A 16,799-nucleotide genomic window follows, 5' to 3' on the forward strand; every position below is an offset into this window, starting at 1 on the left:
CATGAGTAAAGGACAAAGACATGGTGGTGGCCATATGGGCGGCATGCGAGCCGGAGAGAAAGCAAAAGATTTCAAAGGCACAATGAAGAAACTCCTGAAATATATGAGCGCATATAAGTTGGGAATATTTGCAGTGATGCTTTTTGCAGTCGGAAGTACGATATTCACTATCGTAGGACCGAAGATTCTTGGAAAAGCCACAACAGAAATCTTTCATGGACTTGTAAGCAAAGTGTCAGGTGGAAGTGGAATTGATTTTGACAAAATTACGCAAATCCTTCTGTTTCTGTTAGGATTGTATGTGTTGAGTGCGCTGTTCTCCTTTATTCAGGGATTTATTATGACAGGAGTGTCCCAGAAGCTGACTTACAAACTCAGAAAAGAAATTTCTGAGAAGATCAACCGTATGCCGATGAATTATTTTGATACAAAGACGCACGGCGAGGTGCTTTCCAGAGTTACCAATGACGTGGATACATTAAGCCAGAGTTTGAACCAGAGTGCGACACAGATCATTACTTCTTTTACGACGATCATAGGTATTTTGGCTATGATGCTCAGCATCAGTCCTCTGATGACTGTTGTAGCATTGTTAATTCTTCCGGTGTCAATGCTCCTGATTTCCACGATTGTAAAGAAATCACAGAAACACTTCAAGAATCAACAAGAGTATTTGGGACATGTCAACGGACAGGTAGAGGAGGTCTATGGAGGCCACAGCATTGTCAGAGCATTTAACAAGGAAGATGATGTCATCCGGGAGTTTACTGAGACAAATGAAATTTTATATCAGTCTGCATGGAAATCTCAGTTTTTCTCGGGGATGATGATGCCGATCATGCAGTTTATTGGAAATCTTGGATATGTGGCAGTAGCAATTTTAGGTGGATATCTGGCAATCAAAGATGCGATTGAAGTCGGAGATATCCAGTCCTTTATCCAATATGTAAGAAGTTTTACGCAGCCAATCACACAGGTGGCACAGGTGGCCAATATGTTACAGTCTACAGCGGCAGCTTCTGAGAGAGTTTTTGAATTTTTGGAAGAAGAGGAAGAAGACCAGTTTGCAGAGCATCCGGTTTCCGTAGAGGGATTGAAGGGAGATGTAGAATTTAAACATGTTCATTTTGGATATAATGAAGATCGTATAATTATCAATGACTTCTCTGCAAAGGTGAAGGAAGGACAGAAAATTGCCATTGTAGGACCGACCGGAGCAGGAAAGACAACAATGATCAAACTTCTGATGAGATTTTACGATGTCAACAGTGGAGAAATTTTGATCGATGGACATAATCTGAAAGATTTTAACAGAAGTGAACTTCGACAGATGTTTGGAATGGTGCTGCAAGATACATGGCTGTTCCATGGATCGATCAAAGACAATATCCGCTATGGAAAGCTTGATGCGACCGATGAAGAAGTCGTAGAGGCAGCAAAGGCAGCATATGTACACCGGTTTGTGCAGACCCTTCCAGATGGATATGATATGGAGTTGAATGAGGAAGCAAGCAATGTATCACAGGGACAAAAGCAGTTGCTTACGATTGCAAGAGCGATTCTGGCAGATCCAAAGATTTTGATCTTAGACGAGGCGACTAGCTCAGTGGATACAAGAACGGAAATCAGGATCCAGAAAGCTATGGATAATCTGATGAAGGGCAGAACAAGTTTTATCATCGCGCATAGATTGTCTACAATCCGTGATGCGGATTTGATCCTTGTTATGAAGGATGGAGATATCGTAGAGCAGGGAAATCATGAAGAGCTGTTGGAAAAAGGTGGATTTTATGCAAATCTCTATAATTCTCAGTTTGAGCAGACAGGTGCATAGAACTATTTCGGATAATTGCAGAGAACAGAGTTGGAGAGTAATGATAAACAGATACTAAAAAGAAAATAAAAAAGACCCGTACGGTAAGAGAGAAATCCTTGAAAATCTGATTTTTAGGAATCTTACCGTACGGGTCTTTTTTATTGTTCAGAATTAATGATAAAGTTTTTTGTTCTCATATTTTGCTTCAGAAGTCAGCTGGATGGAAAGCTTTTTGAATTGCTTGACGTCAACTTCGGAGAGCATTACGGATGTATGAACCTGACAGCCTCTTAATTTTGGAATCTGATCTAAGGCAAGCTGTGCGGTTTCATTTGTTGCGGCGCTGATGGAAAGTGCAATCAGAACTTCATCAGTATGAAGGCGCGGATTTTTACTTCCCAGATAGGAAGTTTTCAGTTTTTGGATCGGTTCGATAGCAGATGGAGAAATGATGTGCACTTCATCCTCAATGCCGGCGAGCTTCTTCAGAGCATTTAAAAGTAATGCAGCAGATGCTCCGAGAAGGTTGCTTGTTTTTCCGGTAATGATACTTCCATCAGGAAGTTCTAAAGCGGCAGCAGGAGCACCTGTCTCTTCAGCACGCTTCAGTGCGGCATCTACAACGGTACGGTCATTGACTGTAATATGCGCCTGTTTCATCAGAAGTTCAATCTTAAATACTTCTTCTTCGGTGGAAGTTCCTTCTGCGAGCCCATTCAATGCCTGATAGTAGCGGCGGATAATTTCCTGATTGGATGCATCACGACACGCTTCATCGTCACAGATACAGTTTCCGGCCATATTTACACCCATATCTGTCGGGGATTTGTAAGGGTTTTCTCCATATATTTTTTCGAAAATAGCACTGAGCACCGGGAAAATTTCCACATCACGATTATAATTGACAGTTGTAATGCCGTAGGCTTCCAGATGGAATGGGTCGATCATATTGACGTCATTTAAATCAGCGGTAGCAGCCTCATAGGCAAGATTGACCGGATGTTTTAAAGGAATGTTCCAGATAGGGAACGTCTCAAATTTTGCATATCCGGCGCGGACACCACGCTTATGCTCATGATAGAGCTGAGAGAGACAGGTTGCCATCTTCCCGCTTCCAGGTCCAGGAGCTGTGATGATTACAAGTGGTCTGGAAGTCTCGATGTAATCGTTCTTTCCATAACCTTCGTCACTGACGATCAGCGGAATGTTAGAAGGGTAACCTTCGATCACATAGTGGATATATACACGGATGCCAAGCTTCTCCAGTCTTGTTTTAAACAGATTGGCGCTGCTCTGACCGGTATACTGAGTGATCACAACACTGCCGACAAAGAGTCCTTGCTCGCGGAAAGATTCAATCAGACGGAGTACATCTGAGTCGTAGGTGATTCCGAGATCTCCGCGGACTTTATTTTTTTCGATGTCACCGGCACTGATGACAATGACAATTTCGGCCTGATCGGATAACTGCATAAGCAGTTTCAGCTTGCTGTCCGGTGCGAATCCCGGAAGTACTCTGGAGGCATGATAGTCGTCAAATAATTTCCCACCGAATTCCAGATACAATTTGTTGTCAAATTGATCAATTCTTTTTCTGATATGTTCTGACTGCATGGTCAGATACTTATCGTTGTCAAATCCAATTTTCATAGCGCATTCAGTCCTTTATCTCATTCTTATATTATAATGTTACTAAAAAGTTGTATATAATAAACATACGTCAATAGTATACTATAAAACAATTGTGTTTTGCAAGGAGAAAAATTTCCTAATGGGAAACAGGAGGTGCAATGGGGAAATTCACAAAAGTTTTAGAAATGCAGTGCTGATTTCACAATGTTTTTATTGATTTATGAGGAGACCATACTTATAATAAAAGAGATGATAATTAGGAGGAAAAGAATGGACAACCAAAACAAAAATAACCAGAAGAACAACAAACAGGGCTTTGGGATTATTATAATTACAACATTGATTGCGGCGGTCATTGTGCTTGGCCTTTATCAATTTATGGAAGAAAGCACATCAAAGGAGATTGCGTACAGTGAATTTCTGAAGATGGTAGATGACGGTAAAGTAGAAGAAGTTCGGATCGGCGCCAATGAGCTTATAATTACTCCGAAAGAGGAGAAAGTTCCAGGGCTGAAAGTAAAATATTTTACTGGAAAAGTAGAAGATGAGAATCTTTCACAGCGTCTCTATGAAGCGGGCGTTAAGTATGGGGCAGAGATTCCAGATTCGACTTCAGCAATGCTTTTTAATATTCTGATCAGTATTGTACTTCCATTCGCATTTATTTGGATCGGTTTGAGTTTCCTGATGCGTCGGATGTCCAAGAGCGGCGGAATGATGGGCATTGGAAAGAGTAATGCAAAGATGTATGTAGAGAAGGAAACCGGAGTTACCTTCCGTGATGTAGCAGGAGAAGATGAGGCGAAAGAATCACTTCAGGAAGTGGTGGATTTTCTTCATAATCCAGGCAAATATACCGGAATCGGTGCAAAGCTTCCAAAAGGAGCGCTTCTTGTAGGACCTCCGGGAACCGGTAAGACATTGCTTGCAAAAGCGGTTGCGGGAGAAGCAAAAGTACCGTTCTTCTCTCTGTCAGGTTCTGCATTTGTAGAGATGTATGTCGGTGTGGGTGCATCGAGAGTGCGAGATTTATTCAAAGAAGCTCAGGCGATGGCTCCGTGTATTATTTTCATCGATGAGATTGATGCGATCGGTAAGAGCAGAGATAATGCGATGGGAAGCAATGATGAGCGAGAACAGACTTTAAATCAGCTTCTTGCAGAGATGGATGGATTTGACACGGACAAAGGTCTGCTGATTCTTGCAGCGACAAACCGTCCGGAGATCCTTGATCCGGCGCTATTAAGGCCGGGACGTTTTGATAGACGGATCATCGTAGATAAGCCGGATCTGAAAGGACGTGTGGACATTTTGAAAGTTCATGCAAAGGACGTCAAAATGGATGAGACAGTCGATTTGGAAGCAATTGCACTGGCAACATCAGGGGCAGTCGGTTCAGATCTTGCAAACATGATCAATGAGGCTGCGATCAATGCAGTCAAGCATGGAAGAAAAGTGGTATCGCAGGAAGATCTGTTTGAAGCAGTAGAAGTAGTTCTTGTCGGAAAAGAGAAGAAAGACCGTATCATGAATGCGGAGGAGAGAAGAATCGTTTCATATCATGAAGTAGGTCATGCGCTCGTCAGTGCACTTCAGAAAGATGCAGAGCCGGTACAGAAGATTACGATTGTACCAAGAACGATGGGAGCGCTTGGATATGTTATGCATACACCAGAGGAAGAAAAGTTCTTAAATACAAAGAAGGAGCTGGAGGCAATGCTCGTTGGTATGCTCGGGGGAAGAGCTGCGGAAGAGATTGTATTTGATACAGTTACAACTGGGGCTTCCAACGATATCGAGAAGGCGACACAGGTGGCCAGAGCGATGATCACTCAGTATGGTATGTCAGAGAAGTTTGGTCTGATCGGTCTGGAGTCTATTCAAAACAGATACTTGGACGGACGTCCAGTTATGAATTGTGGTGAGGCGACAGCAGCAGAGATTGATACAGAAGTTATGAGAATTCTGAAAGAAGCTTATGCTGAGGCAAAGAGACTTTTATCTGAGAATCGCAGGGCTCTGGATGAAATTGCAGCATTCTTGATTGAAAAAGAGACGATTACCGGAAAAGAATTCATGGAGATTTTTCACAAAGTTCAGGGAATCGAGGACGGTACTCAGGAAAAAGAGGCTAGAATCTCAATGAAGGAAGTTTCCACAGCAGATGTGGCACAAGAGGATGTCACGGAAGAAAACGAAGCAGAAAGAAATACTCTACAAGAGAGTGCCGCACAAGAGGATGCTGCACAGGAGAGCGGGCAGGACCACTAATATAAAAAAATAAAGAGTATCTGATATTGCTAATAATGGTCAGTGAAAATAGAAATCATAAGTTCACAGGGAAAACAGCTATGGATCAGATGTGGTGGAAAAGAGGAGTGCCTTTCGGCACTCCTCTTGCGTTAAAAACATTTTGTGGAATCAAAATCATATGCGTTTATTCGATATATGCAACTGTAGGGAAAGAGATGAAATTAGGGAGAAAATAATGTTTAATATAGAAGAGGAATTAAAAAAGCTTCCATCAAAACCGGGAGTCTATCTGATGCATGATGAGAAAGATGATATTATTTATGTGGGAAAAGCAATCAGCCTAAAGAATCGTGTACGGCAGTATTTTCAAGCAAGCAGGAATAAAGGAGTGAAGATTGAGCAGATGGTCACACATATTTCGCGCTTTGAATATATTGTGACAGATTCGGAGCTGGAGGCGCTTGTACTGGAATGCAATCTGATCAAGGAACACAGACCGAAGTATAATACGATGCTGATGGATGACAAGACGTATCCGTTTATTAAAGTGACGATAGAGGAGGCATATCCGCGGATTCTGTTTGCAAGAGAGATGAAAAAAGATAAGGCGAAGTATTTCGGACCATATACAAGCGCAGGAGCAGTGAAAGATACGATTGAACTGCTGAGAAAACTGTACCACATAAGGAGCTGTAACCGGAATTTGCCAAAAGACATCGGGAAAGAGCGACCATGTCTGAACTATCACATTAAGCAATGCTATGCACCGTGTCAAAATTATATTAGTCAGGAAGCATATCGGGAATCGGTGCAGAAAGCAGTAGAATTTCTGAGCGGAAAATATGATCCTATCCTCAAAGAACTTCAAGAAAAGATGGAATGTGCATCAGAAGCGATGGAATTTGAGAAGGCAATGGAATATCGAGATCTGCTTGCCAGTGTAAAGCAGATTGCGCAGAAGCAAAAGATTACGAACAGTGATGGGGAGGATAAAGATATTCTCGCGGTGGCAACGGAGGATCGGGATGCAGTGGTGCAAGTGTTTTTCATCCGGGGAGGAAGACTGATCGGAAGAGATCATTTCTATATGACGATTGCCGACAGAGAGCCGAAGGCAGAGATTCTTACAAGTTTTATCAAACAGTTTTATGCGGGGACGCCATATGTGCCACGAGAGTTGATGATCCAGCAGGAAATCGAAGACCAGGAGGTGCTGGAGGAATGGCTGTCTGAGAGAAGAGGGCATCGGGTTCACATTCGTGTGCCGAAAAAAGGGGAGAAGGAGAAGCTGGTGGAACTTGCGAAGAAGAATGCACAGCTTGTTTTGAGTACGGATAAGGAGCGCTTAAAGAGGGAAGAGGGAAGAACGATCGGAGCGGTAAAAGAGATTGAAAAATGGCTGGGAATTGCATCTGTGAAACGAATCGAGGCATTTGATATATCCAACACAAATGGATTTAATTCCGTTGGTTCTATGATCGTGTATGAGAAAGGGAAACCGAAGCGAAACGATTACCGGAAATTTAAAATCAAAGGGGTACAGGGTGCAGATGACTATGCAAGTATGCGGGAAGTATTGACGAGAAGGTTCGAACATGGAATGAGGGAGAGAGAAGAGGGGAAGGATCACGGAGGCTTCCAGACATTTCCAGACTTGATCATGATGGACGGGGGAAAAGGACAGGTCAATATTGCATTAGAAGTGCTGGATCAACTGGGAATTGTGATACCGGTATGTGGGATGGTGAAAGATGATCATCATAGGACAAGAGGGCTATATTACAATAATGAAGAGATTGGGATTGACAGAAATTCAGAAGGATTTCGTCTGATCACGAGGATTCAGGATGAAGCACACCGGTTTGCAATCGAATTTCACAGAAAACTGAGAAGTCAGGGACAGGTACATTCCATTCTTGACGATATTCCGGGAATCGGGCCGGCAAGAAGGAAAGCGCTGATGAAGCATTTTATGAGCCTGGATGCGATCAAAGCGGCAACGATAGAGGAATTAAAAGAAATTCCATCTATGAATGAAAAATCTGCAAATGAAGTATACAACTTTTTCCATTGATGATATACTAAGGAGAGAATAAGAATGAAGAAGGAGAGCATTATGGGAAGCGTAGAGTTACAGAAAGTTGCAGAGAAAATGAATTTAAAAAATCTGACTCCGCAAATTGGTCTTTTAGGAAAAGAAGTCAATGTGCCGGATATTAACCGCCCGGCGCTACAGCTCACAGGCTTTTTTGAACATTTTGAATCCGATAGAGTACAAGTGGTAGGATATGTAGAGTATACCTATCTTCAAAAGCTCAGCGATGATAGAAAGGAAGAAGTATACCAGTCACTATTATCCTATCCAGTGCCTTGTATCATTTTCTGCAGAGATCTTATGCCAGATCAGAGATTTTTGGAAATTGCGGTCGAAAAAGATGTGCCGATTTTTCTGACAGACAAGACGACATCTTCTTTCATGGCGGAGATCATCCGGTGGCTGAATGTGGAACTGGCCCCGTGTATCTCCATCCACGGTGTGCTTGTGGATGTCTACGGTGTCGGTGTGCTGATCATGGGCGAGAGCGGAATTGGAAAGAGCGAGGCTGCTCTGGAACTGATTAAGAGAGGACACCGCCTTGTGACAGATGATGTGGTTGAGATCCGAAAAGTCAGTGACGATACATTGGTTGGAACTGCTCCGGATATCACGAGACATTTTATTGAACTGCGAGGAATTGGTATCGTAGATGTTAAGACGTTGTTTGGTGTTCAGAGTGTAAAAGAGACACAGACGATAGATCTTGTGATCACACTGGAAGACTGGAATAAGGACAAACAGTATGACCGGTTAGGATTGGAAGAAGAGTATACAGAATTCCTTGGCAACCGTGTTGTATGTCATTCCATCCCGATTCGTCCAGGAAGAAATCTTGCGATCATAGTAGAATCTGCATCTGTAAATCATAGACAAAAACAGATGGGATATAATGCAGCACAGGAACTGTACAGGCGTGTGCAGGAGAATTTGACAAAGAGAAAATAGGAGACGAGAGAAATGAATTATTGCTTTGGAGTGGACATTGGAGGAACAACAGTAAAGTTAGGACTATTTGAATTCAACGGGACAATCGTGGATAAGTGGGAGATTAAGACCTATACAGAGAATGAAGGTGCAGCAATTCTTCCGGATGTAGCAAAATCAATTGCTTCCAAAATGGAAGAACATCAGATGAAGAAAGAGCAGATTCTTGGAATTGGTGTCGGGGTACCGGCTCCGGTGGCAGATGGAATTGTAAATGGAAGCGCAAATCTTGGATGGAAGTATAAAAATGTGAAGGCGGAGCTGGAAGAGCTGACTGGAATCAAGGTGAAGGTTGGAAATGATGCAAATGTAGCTGCGCTTGGAGAAATGTGGAAAGGCGGAGGCCAGGGAAATAAGGATTTGATCATGGTTACACTTGGAACGGGAGTCGGAGGAGGAATCATTGTCGACGGACGTATTTTAGGGGGATTTCATGGAGCAGGCGGAGAGATTGGTCATCTCTGTGTAAATTATGAGGAGACAGAAGTGTGTGGCTGTGGAGGTCGTGGATGTCTGGAGCAGTATGCATCTGCTACAGGTGTAGTAAGACTTGCCAAGAAAAGGCTTGCGAAAAATGATGATGAGACAATATTGCGCGAAGAAGAAATTACGGCAAAAGCTGTCTTTGATGCAGTTAAGGCAAACGATGCAGTTGCAATGGAGATTGCCGAAGAGTTTGGACGCTATCTTGGATATGCACTTGCCAATCTGGCAACAGCAGTTGATCCATCGGTGATCGTGATCGGTGGAGGGGTATCGAAGGCAGGCGAAGTACTTCTCCAGTATATTGAAAAATATTTTCGTGAGAGAATGTTCTTTGCAAATGCAAAGGTGCAGTTTGCTCTTGCAAAGCTTGGAAATGAAGCAGGTATCTGCGGAGCTGCAAAACTGATTTTATAAAGTAAAAGCTTATATACGAAAAGATAACAAAAAGAAGACAGAACTGAATGTGAGTATTAGTAATATCATTTCTGTCTTCTTTTTTGTTCGTGTATAGAAAATTGATTTTGAAATCCGGGAATACTATTCCTCTGGCGTGATAGAGCCATCCCCCTGATCAGGTGGGGAGGTTTCTCCACCACCGTGGTCTTCGCCATTTCCGTTTTCGTTGCCAGTTCCACTCTCAGATCCATTATTTCCATTTCCAGAACCGTTGTTTCCATTTGGATTTCCGGAATTTGGATTTTCTGGGTCAGGTGTTACTGTTTCATTGTCAGTTGATTCGTCTTCTGACTCGTCCTCAGCGGAACTGTCTGAGTGAGTGTTAGTAGAAGGCATATAGTAGCCTTCGTGCTTTCCATCACATCTTTGACCGGAATCTGTTGCAACATATTCTGTCACTTGTGGACAGCTGGACAACGGCAGCTTTCCAGAACTTGCACAGACGGCAGTCTTTTCAACTGTGTCAGGCATCACAAAATCTTTGTATTCTAGACCTTCGTGTACTCGCTCCATAATGCTGTTCCACAGTGTCAGGTGCCATGAAGTATTATCCATAGGCTTGTTGGAGTCATATCCACCCCAGACAGAAGCAGTGTAGTATGGAGTATATCCGGAGAACCAGATATCTACATTATCGGAAGTTGTACCAGTCTTACCGGATACTGGCATATTGCTGAGTGCAGCACCGGTACCGGTTCCTTTTGTCACAACATCTATCATTGCATTTGTCAGCAGTCCGGCAGTAGAAGCCTTTACGACTTGATGCGTCTCGGAAGTGTTATCAATCAGTACATTTCCAGAATGATCGAGAATCTTCGTATAGAACTTTGGTTTTGTGTAAGTTCCGTTATTTGCAAGGGACGCATAGGCGGCAGTCATCTCGAGGTTATAGACACCGTGCGTGATACCTCCGAGCGCAGTTGCCTGCTGGATATCGCTGAAAGTCTGTCCGTTGATTACTTCCTGATCTACAACAGTGGAGAATCCAAAGCTCTTCAGGTAATCAAATCCAGTCTGCTCTCCAATCTCAGTGAGTGCTTTGACTGCAACGACATTCATAGACTGTTCGATCGCTTTCCTTACAGTCACCCAACCTTTGTAGGAAAAATCCCAGTTATTGACTTCTTTTCCGTTTTTATAGCGGTATGGTTCGTCTTTGATCGAGGTGTGAAGTCCCATTGCACCAATATCAAGTGCAGGGGCATAAGTTGATACAATCTTAAAACAGGAACCAGGCTGTCTTGCAGATTCCGTCGCACGGTTGAGAGAAAGGCTTTCCGTCTTCTCGCCGCGTCCTCCGACGATTGCTTTTACTTCCCCGGTGTATTGATCCATAATCACAAAAGAAGCTTGTGGTTGTGGAACGATCGTCTTTTTTTCCACCTGAGTGTCTCCTTCGCGGGAGATTGTTGATTTGTATTCATCAATCGCCGCCTGAGCAAGTTCAGGGGTAGAGAAGACGAGCGGATAAGAGTCATTTCTTGTCTGACGCAGATACTGCTCGAGCATCTCTTTGCTGAAGTTTTCGACAGTTCCATCAGAGCGTGTGATCGTGAGCTGATAGTCGATCAGGCCAAATTCTGTATTGTACGGATAGTTATTCGGGTTTAAAAACTCTTCATCACAGATTTGCTGAATTCTTGCATCCTGAGTTGCGTAGATGGAAAGACCACCGCTGTAAAGAGCATTATAGGCTTGTGTCTCCGTATATCCCAGCTTTGTCTGTAAGTCGGAAATGACTTGTTTAGAAAGCTCATCGATAAAATAAGTGTATGGAGTGTCTGTGGATGTATCGGCATTTGTAACCTGAATCCGGTCATAAACGGGATCAGCCATGGCAGTATCGTACTCTTCCTGGGAAATATATTTCTGTTCTAACATGTTGCCGAGAACAAGTTTGCGCCGCTTGGCATTTTCTTCCGGGTTGACTGTAGGGTCATATCTTCCAGGATTCTGAGTAATGCCGGCGATCACGGTACATTCTGAGAGTGTCAGCTGCGATACGTCTTTGTTGAAGTAGCGTTTGGCAGCGGATTGAACTCCGAGTGTGTTCTGTCCTAGGTTGATCGTATTCATATAATTTTCCAGAATCTCTTCTTTGCTCATCTGCTTTTCCAACTCCAAAGCAAGGAACTGTTCCTGAATTTTACGTTCGACACTGTCTAAGAATGTCTTTTCCTGTGAGAAATTCGGAAAGACATTATTTTTTATCAATTGCTGGGTAATCGTGCTGGCACCTTCAGAAAAGTCACCGCTTGTGATGCCGACAAGACCGGCACGAAGAATTCCTTGCAGGTCGATTCCGTTATGCTTGTAAAAACGTTCATCTTCGATCGCTACAAAAGCGTCCTGAAGGTCTTCCGGTATTTCGTTGATTGTTTTATAAATACGGTTGGAACCGGAAGTAACAAACTTTTCTAATTCCTGTGAACCGTCTGCGTTATAAACAGTTGTGAAGTATCCACTCGGTTTGACAGAAGCAGGAGAGATCTTCGGAGCTTTGTCAAGAATTTTCTTCAAGAACAGACCGCCGCCAATCATACCGATGATAATGAGCAAGAGAAAAACAATTAAAAATCCTTTGAAAATCCGGACACCTGCTCGTTTTTTCTTCATCTTTGATTTTGAAGATATTTTCTTCTGTTTTTTGACAGAATTTCGTTTTCCATAATTCATGAATGGTTTCCTCCTTTATCAGGTAATTATATCAAATTTATGTATTGAAATAAAGCATAAAATAAAATCTTCATATTTCAAGGCAAAAACTTAAGAAAAACTTGTGAAAACAGAGTTCTGTTGATATAGTATAAACAGTTTCAGATAAAATGTAATTAGAAAAAGGGTGATAGTATATGTTAAGTAAATTTCATACAGTCTATGAGGGGGGAGAAGCAGAAATCATTGAGAAGAAGTCCCGCTTCATTGCGACAGTACTTCCGGTCACCTGCGAGGAAGAGGCGCTGGAATTTATCGAGTCTATGAAGAAAAAATATTGGAATGCCACTCATAACTGCTATGCTTACGTGATCGGGGAGCGATTTGAGACACAAAGATGCAGTGATGACGGAGAACCGCAGGGGACAGCAGGGAAACCGATGCTCGATGTGTTGCTGGGGGAGGAGATACACAATACAGCAGTCGTAGTGACAAGATATTTTGGAGGTACGTTACTTGGAACCGGAGGGCTTGTGAGGGCTTATTCTGGAGCAGTCAAAGCAGGATTGGAAGCCAGTAAGATTATTACCAAAAACTGGGGGATTAAACTGGAAATACAGACAGATTATACCGGACTTGGCAAAATACAGTATATCCTTGGACAGAGGGGGATTACGGTTCTGGATTCTGTCTATGCAGAGAATGTGATGTTGATTGCGCTCATTCCTGAAGAGATGAATCAGGAGGTGATAGCAGAGATCACAGAGGGGACAAACGGACAAGCAAAGATGGCACAGAAGGAAAGCTGCTATTTTGGAACAGTTGATGGTGAGATGAAAGTGTTTGATACAGAATAAAAATCCCTCCCGGTAATGGAAAGGGATGTCCATTGCCGGGAGGGAAGGAAATGTCTACTGAAATTCCGGTTCGATCAAACCGAAAGTACCATTCTTTCTCTTGTATACAACATTGACTTCTTCTGTCTCTGCGTTGAAGAATACGTAGAAATCATGTCCAAGTAAATCCATCTGGATACACGCATCCTCAGGGAACATTGGTTTGATTCCAAATCGTTTTGTACGGATGATCTTAATCTCATCATCTTCTGAAGAAGTATCTTCTGATTCAAAAAATTCTTGCTTGAAGTTGCTGCCTTCTTGATTTCTGGCAACTAATTTATTCTTATATTTGCGAAGCTGTCGCTCAATCACCTCTTCTACGAGATCAATCGATACATACATATCATTACTGCTTTGTTCAGAACGAATGATATGTCCCTTGACAGGAATTGTGACCTCAATCTTCTGACGTTCTTTTTCTACACTTAGTGTTACGATAATTTCTGTTTCAGGAGTAAAATATCTTTCTAGTTTCCCTAACTTTTGTTCAATGCAACTCTTTAAACCTGGTGTTACATCGATGTTTTTTCCGCTAATGATAAAGTTCATGCTGCCAACCCCTTTTCGGTATATTCTACAAATAATAGAAATAAAAATGAGTTATTTGTAGTATGTTTGTATTATACATCAAAATTCCGCGAAGAGCAATAAAATATTTGATAAAAATATAAAAAAATAATAAAAGACTGACAAAAGAAAGGTTTTATGGATAGTGTTCGCAGAAAAGAAATCAGGTGTCCATTTGGACACCTGAAGTAAATTAGTTTTGAGTGGAAGATGATCGATGAAATTTTTTTAGAATCCATGGATAGAGGAAGATTACCCATAGAACTAAAAGAAAGTAAGTGAACATATCTGCCGGAAGGGAGTCGCCGAACAGAAATTCTATCCCGATTTTGAAGGAAACGGCGACGAGAAGACCGATAATGAGTTTTCCAATCTGAAACGGGATCGATCCTTTGACGGAAAAATTCACATAGCGATTTTCAAGATACCAGCCGACACCGAATCCAATCCCTGCAGCAGATGCTTTGCAACAGTCAGATGCGTAGTGAAGTGAGATATCCCCATGGGAAAGTAGGAATAAGGCATAGATACTGACAGCAGAAGAAAGGAGCAGGAGTGACAGAAGAATCAGCCTTCTGTATCGCGTGGAATCCAGAAGGAAATCGCTTGCTTTATACACGGCAAAGGAAATACAAAGTGAAACTGCCATAGATACAACTACATCTTTCGGTGTGTGTACCCCGAGATACATGCGGGAAAATCCAATCAGTAAAAACATAAAGGCAAACAGGAGCTTAGAAAGCAAGCGTTTGCTTTTGAACATGAATGGAGCGAACAGGCAAGTACCACCCTGGGTATGTCCACTTGGAAAGGAGTATCCGGTCGCAGCAGGTACGGCGCTTTCCACTGGAGAAAAGCTTGGATCTAATATCCAGGGCCGTGGGATCCGGAACGTGATCTTTAATGTCTGTACACACAGACCGGCAAGAAAGTAAGTAAATCCCAGCTGATAAGCAAAGCGCTTATCCACACACCAGTAGAGTGTGCAGATAACCGCTATGATGATGACTTCCTGCCCAAAATAAGTGACAAACTGAAAAAAATGTTCCCCGAAAGGAGTGCGCAGTTCTGCCAGAACGTGTAAGAAGTCCATTATTTATTTCCTCGTTTTCTCATCTTTGAATCTAATATTTTTTTGCGGATGCGCAATGTCTCTGGAGTTACTTCCAAAAGTTCGTCTGTGTCGATGAAGTCCAGTGCCTCCTCGAGACTCAGTGTTCTAGGAGTTGTCAGTTTCAAGGCATCGTCTGCTCCTGAAGAGCGAGTATTGGTAAGATGCTTTGTCTTGCAGACATTCAGCTCGATATCCTCTGCCTTTCCATTCTGTCCGATGACCATTCCGGCGTAGACTTTCTCGCCGGCGCCGATGAATAACGTTCCGCGTTCCTGTGCGCTATACAATCCGTAAGTGACAGATTCACCAGTTTCAAAGGCAATGAGAGAACCTTGCTTACGGTACTGAATATCTCCTTTGTATGGTGCATAGCCGTCAAAGGCAGTATTTAAGATTCCGTTTCCTTTTGTATCTGTCATAAACTCTCCGCGGTAGCCGATCAGTCCTCTTGCAGGGATTGAAAATTCGAGCCGAGTATAGCCACCGTTAGACACACCCATATTCTGAAGTTCTCCTTTTCGTTGGCTTAATTTGTCGATGACAGTTCCGGTAAATTCATCTGGGACATCGATGTAGGCCGTTTCAATCGGCTCTAACAGCTTACCGTTTTCATCTTCTTTGTAAAGGACTTCTGCCTTGCTGACTGCAAATTCATATCCTTCCCGGCGCATATTTTCAATCAGAACGGAAAGGTGGAGTTCACCGCGGCCAGATACTTTGAAGCTGTCTGTATTTTCTGATTCCTCTACGCGCAGACTGACATCGGTATTCAGCTCACGGAACAGACGGTCTCGCAAATGTCGGGAGGTAACATATTTTCCCTCCTGTCCTGCAAACGGGCTGTCATTTACAATAAACTGCATAGCGATTGTCGGTTCGGAAATTTTCTGGAAAGGAATTGCAACCGGATTTTCCGGGGAACATAAAGTGTCTCCGATATGGATGTCTGCGATTCCGGAAATTGCCACGATAGAACCAATCGTTGCTTCTTTTACTTCTACTTTATTCAGTCCGTCAAATTCATACAATTTACTGATCTTTACACGTTTCTGTTTGTCCGGCTCATGGGCATTGACAAGCATGACTTCCTGATTGACGGCAATCGTACCATTGTCGACTTTTCCGACACCGATTCGTCCAACATATTCATTGTAGTCGATCGTGCTGATCAGTACCTGTGTATCTGCATCCGGGTCGCCTTCCGGTGCAGGAATGTAATCGATGATCGTCTCAAAGAGCGGGATCATGTTTTCAGGATTGTCTGTCAGATCAAGGATTGCATGACCAGCCTTGGCAGATGCATAGACAAATGGACAGTCAAGCTGCTCGTCAGATGCGTCAAGATCCATGAAAAGTTCTAAGATTTCATCGATTACTTCGTCTGGGCGTGCTTCCGGGCGGTCAATCTTATTGATGCAGACAATGACCGGAAGGTCAAGCTCGAGCGCTTTTTTCAGAACGAATTTTGTCTGTGGCATTGCACCTTCGAAAGCATCTACAACAAGAACAACCCCATTTACCATTTTCAGTACACGTTCTACTTCACCGCCGAAATCAGCGTGTCCTGGTGTGTCGATAATGTTGATCTTTGTATCCTTATAGTATACGGCAGTATTTTTTGAGAGAATCGTGATTCCACGTTCTCTTTCAATGTCGTTAGAATCCATGACGCGTTCTGCCACTTCCTGGTTGGCACGAAATACACCACTTTGTTTTAAAAGCTGGTCGACCAGTGTTGTTTTTCCGTGGTCAACATGGGCGATGATTGCGATGTTTCGGATATCTTCTCTTTTTGTTTTCATAAATAACCTTCTTTCTATTATAAATCCATGAATAAGC

General features: G+C 42.8%; 11 protein-coding genes. 6 read left to right on the forward strand and 5 right to left on the reverse strand.

What is annotated here, in order from left to right; translation table 11 throughout:
- The first annotated feature begins 1 nt into the window (after position 1).
- A complete protein-coding gene (locus ACGG81_RS03325) occupies positions 2–1,834 on the forward strand; it encodes an ABC transporter ATP-binding protein (protein WP_390109580.1) in 1,833 nt (610 codons plus the stop codon).
- 153 nt (positions 1,835–1,987) lie between these two features.
- Here the strand turns inward: ACGG81_RS03325 and ACGG81_RS03330 are convergent, their stop codons facing one another.
- A complete protein-coding gene (locus tag ACGG81_RS03330) occupies positions 1,988–3,466 on the reverse strand; it encodes a DUF1846 domain-containing protein (protein WP_008976560.1) in 1,479 nt (492 codons plus the stop codon).
- A 252-nt stretch (positions 3,467–3,718) separates the two neighbouring features.
- On the opposite strand from ACGG81_RS03330, the gene ftsH reads away from it, so the two are divergent.
- From ftsH to ACGG81_RS03350, 4 genes are all read left to right on the forward strand, one after another.
- On the forward strand, positions 3,719–5,719 hold the full coding sequence (gene ftsH / locus ACGG81_RS03335) for an ATP-dependent zinc metalloprotease FtsH (protein WP_016439409.1): 2,001 nt from the start codon (positions 3,719–3,721) through the stop codon (positions 5,717–5,719).
- Positions 5,720–5,936: 217 nt separating this feature from the next.
- Complete coding sequence (gene uvrC / locus ACGG81_RS03340) at positions 5,937–7,775, forward strand: excinuclease ABC subunit UvrC (RefSeq protein ID WP_270196379.1); 1,839 nt, start codon at positions 5,937–5,939, stop codon at positions 7,773–7,775.
- Positions 7,776–7,817: 42 nt separating this feature from the next.
- The gene (gene hprK, locus ACGG81_RS03345; protein WP_016439407.1) at positions 7,818–8,744 is read left to right on the forward strand and encodes an HPr(Ser) kinase/phosphatase; all 927 of its coding nucleotides are present in this window, start codon (positions 7,818–7,820) and stop codon (positions 8,742–8,744) included.
- Between the two features lie 12 nt (positions 8,745–8,756).
- The gene (locus tag ACGG81_RS03350) at positions 8,757–9,683 is read left to right on the forward strand and encodes an ROK family glucokinase (protein WP_016439406.1); all 927 of its coding nucleotides are present in this window, start codon (positions 8,757–8,759) and stop codon (positions 9,681–9,683) included.
- Between the two features lie 123 nt (positions 9,684–9,806).
- Here the strand turns inward: ACGG81_RS03350 and ACGG81_RS03355 are convergent, their stop codons facing one another.
- Positions 9,807–12,401: a PBP1A family penicillin-binding protein gene (locus ACGG81_RS03355; RefSeq protein ID WP_320853170.1), complete on the reverse strand. Its 2,595-nt coding sequence runs from the start codon at positions 12,399–12,401 to the stop codon at positions 9,807–9,809.
- 176 nt (positions 12,402–12,577) lie between these two features.
- On the opposite strand from ACGG81_RS03355, the gene ACGG81_RS03360 reads away from it, so the two are divergent.
- On the forward strand, positions 12,578–13,237 hold the full coding sequence (locus tag ACGG81_RS03360) for a YigZ family protein (protein ID WP_390109586.1): 660 nt from the start codon (positions 12,578–12,580) through the stop codon (positions 13,235–13,237).
- A 54-nt stretch (positions 13,238–13,291) separates the two neighbouring features.
- On the opposite strand, the gene hpf is transcribed toward ACGG81_RS03360, so the two are convergent.
- The 3 genes from hpf to typA all read right to left on the reverse strand — a co-directional run bounded on the left by hpf (position 13,292) and on the right by typA (position 16,762).
- Entirely contained in the window at positions 13,292–13,828 is a 537-nt protein-coding gene (hpf, locus tag ACGG81_RS03365; protein WP_008976553.1) for a ribosome hibernation-promoting factor, HPF/YfiA family, read from the reverse strand.
- A gap of 211 nt (positions 13,829–14,039) precedes the next feature.
- A complete protein-coding gene (locus ACGG81_RS03370) occupies positions 14,040–14,939 on the reverse strand; it encodes a phosphatase PAP2 family protein (RefSeq protein ID WP_120105850.1) in 900 nt (299 codons plus the stop codon).
- Complete coding sequence (gene typA, locus ACGG81_RS03375) at positions 14,939–16,762, reverse strand: translational GTPase TypA (protein WP_008976551.1); 1,824 nt, start codon at positions 16,760–16,762, stop codon at positions 14,939–14,941. Before typA ends, ACGG81_RS03370 begins: the two co-directional genes overlap by 1 nt.
- Positions 16,763–16,799 lie beyond the last annotated feature (37 nt).

The organism is Faecalimonas umbilicata (assembly GCF_042846195.1).
In the GTDB taxonomy this organism is placed as follows: Bacteria; Bacillota; Clostridia; order Lachnospirales; family Lachnospiraceae; genus Faecalimonas; species Faecalimonas umbilicata.

Coding starts and splice junctions, on each gene's coding strand:
- ACGG81_RS03325 (WP_390109580.1), top strand. CDS start 2: ATGAGTAAAGGACAAAGACATGGTGGTGGCCATATGGGCGGCATGCGA.
- ACGG81_RS03330 (WP_008976560.1), bottom strand. CDS start 3,466: ATGAAAATTGGATTTGACAACGATAAGTATCTGACCATGCAGTCAGAA.
- ftsH (WP_016439409.1), top strand. CDS start 3,719: ATGGACAACCAAAACAAAAATAACCAGAAGAACAACAAACAGGGCTTT.
- uvrC (WP_270196379.1), top strand. CDS start 5,937: ATGTTTAATATAGAAGAGGAATTAAAAAAGCTTCCATCAAAACCGGGA.
- hprK (WP_016439407.1), top strand. CDS start 7,818: ATGGGAAGCGTAGAGTTACAGAAAGTTGCAGAGAAAATGAATTTAAAA.
- ACGG81_RS03350 (WP_016439406.1), top strand. CDS start 8,757: ATGAATTATTGCTTTGGAGTGGACATTGGAGGAACAACAGTAAAGTTA.
- ACGG81_RS03355 (WP_320853170.1), bottom strand. CDS start 12,401: ATGAATTATGGAAAACGAAATTCTGTCAAAAAACAGAAGAAAATATCT.
- ACGG81_RS03360 (WP_390109586.1), top strand. CDS start 12,578: ATGTTAAGTAAATTTCATACAGTCTATGAGGGGGGAGAAGCAGAAATC.
- hpf (WP_008976553.1), bottom strand. CDS start 13,828: ATGAACTTTATCATTAGCGGAAAAAACATCGATGTAACACCAGGTTTA.
- ACGG81_RS03370 (WP_120105850.1), bottom strand. CDS start 14,939: ATGGACTTCTTACACGTTCTGGCAGAACTGCGCACTCCTTTCGGGGAA.
- typA (WP_008976551.1), bottom strand. CDS start 16,762: ATGAAAACAAAAAGAGAAGATATCCGAAACATCGCAATCATCGCCCAT.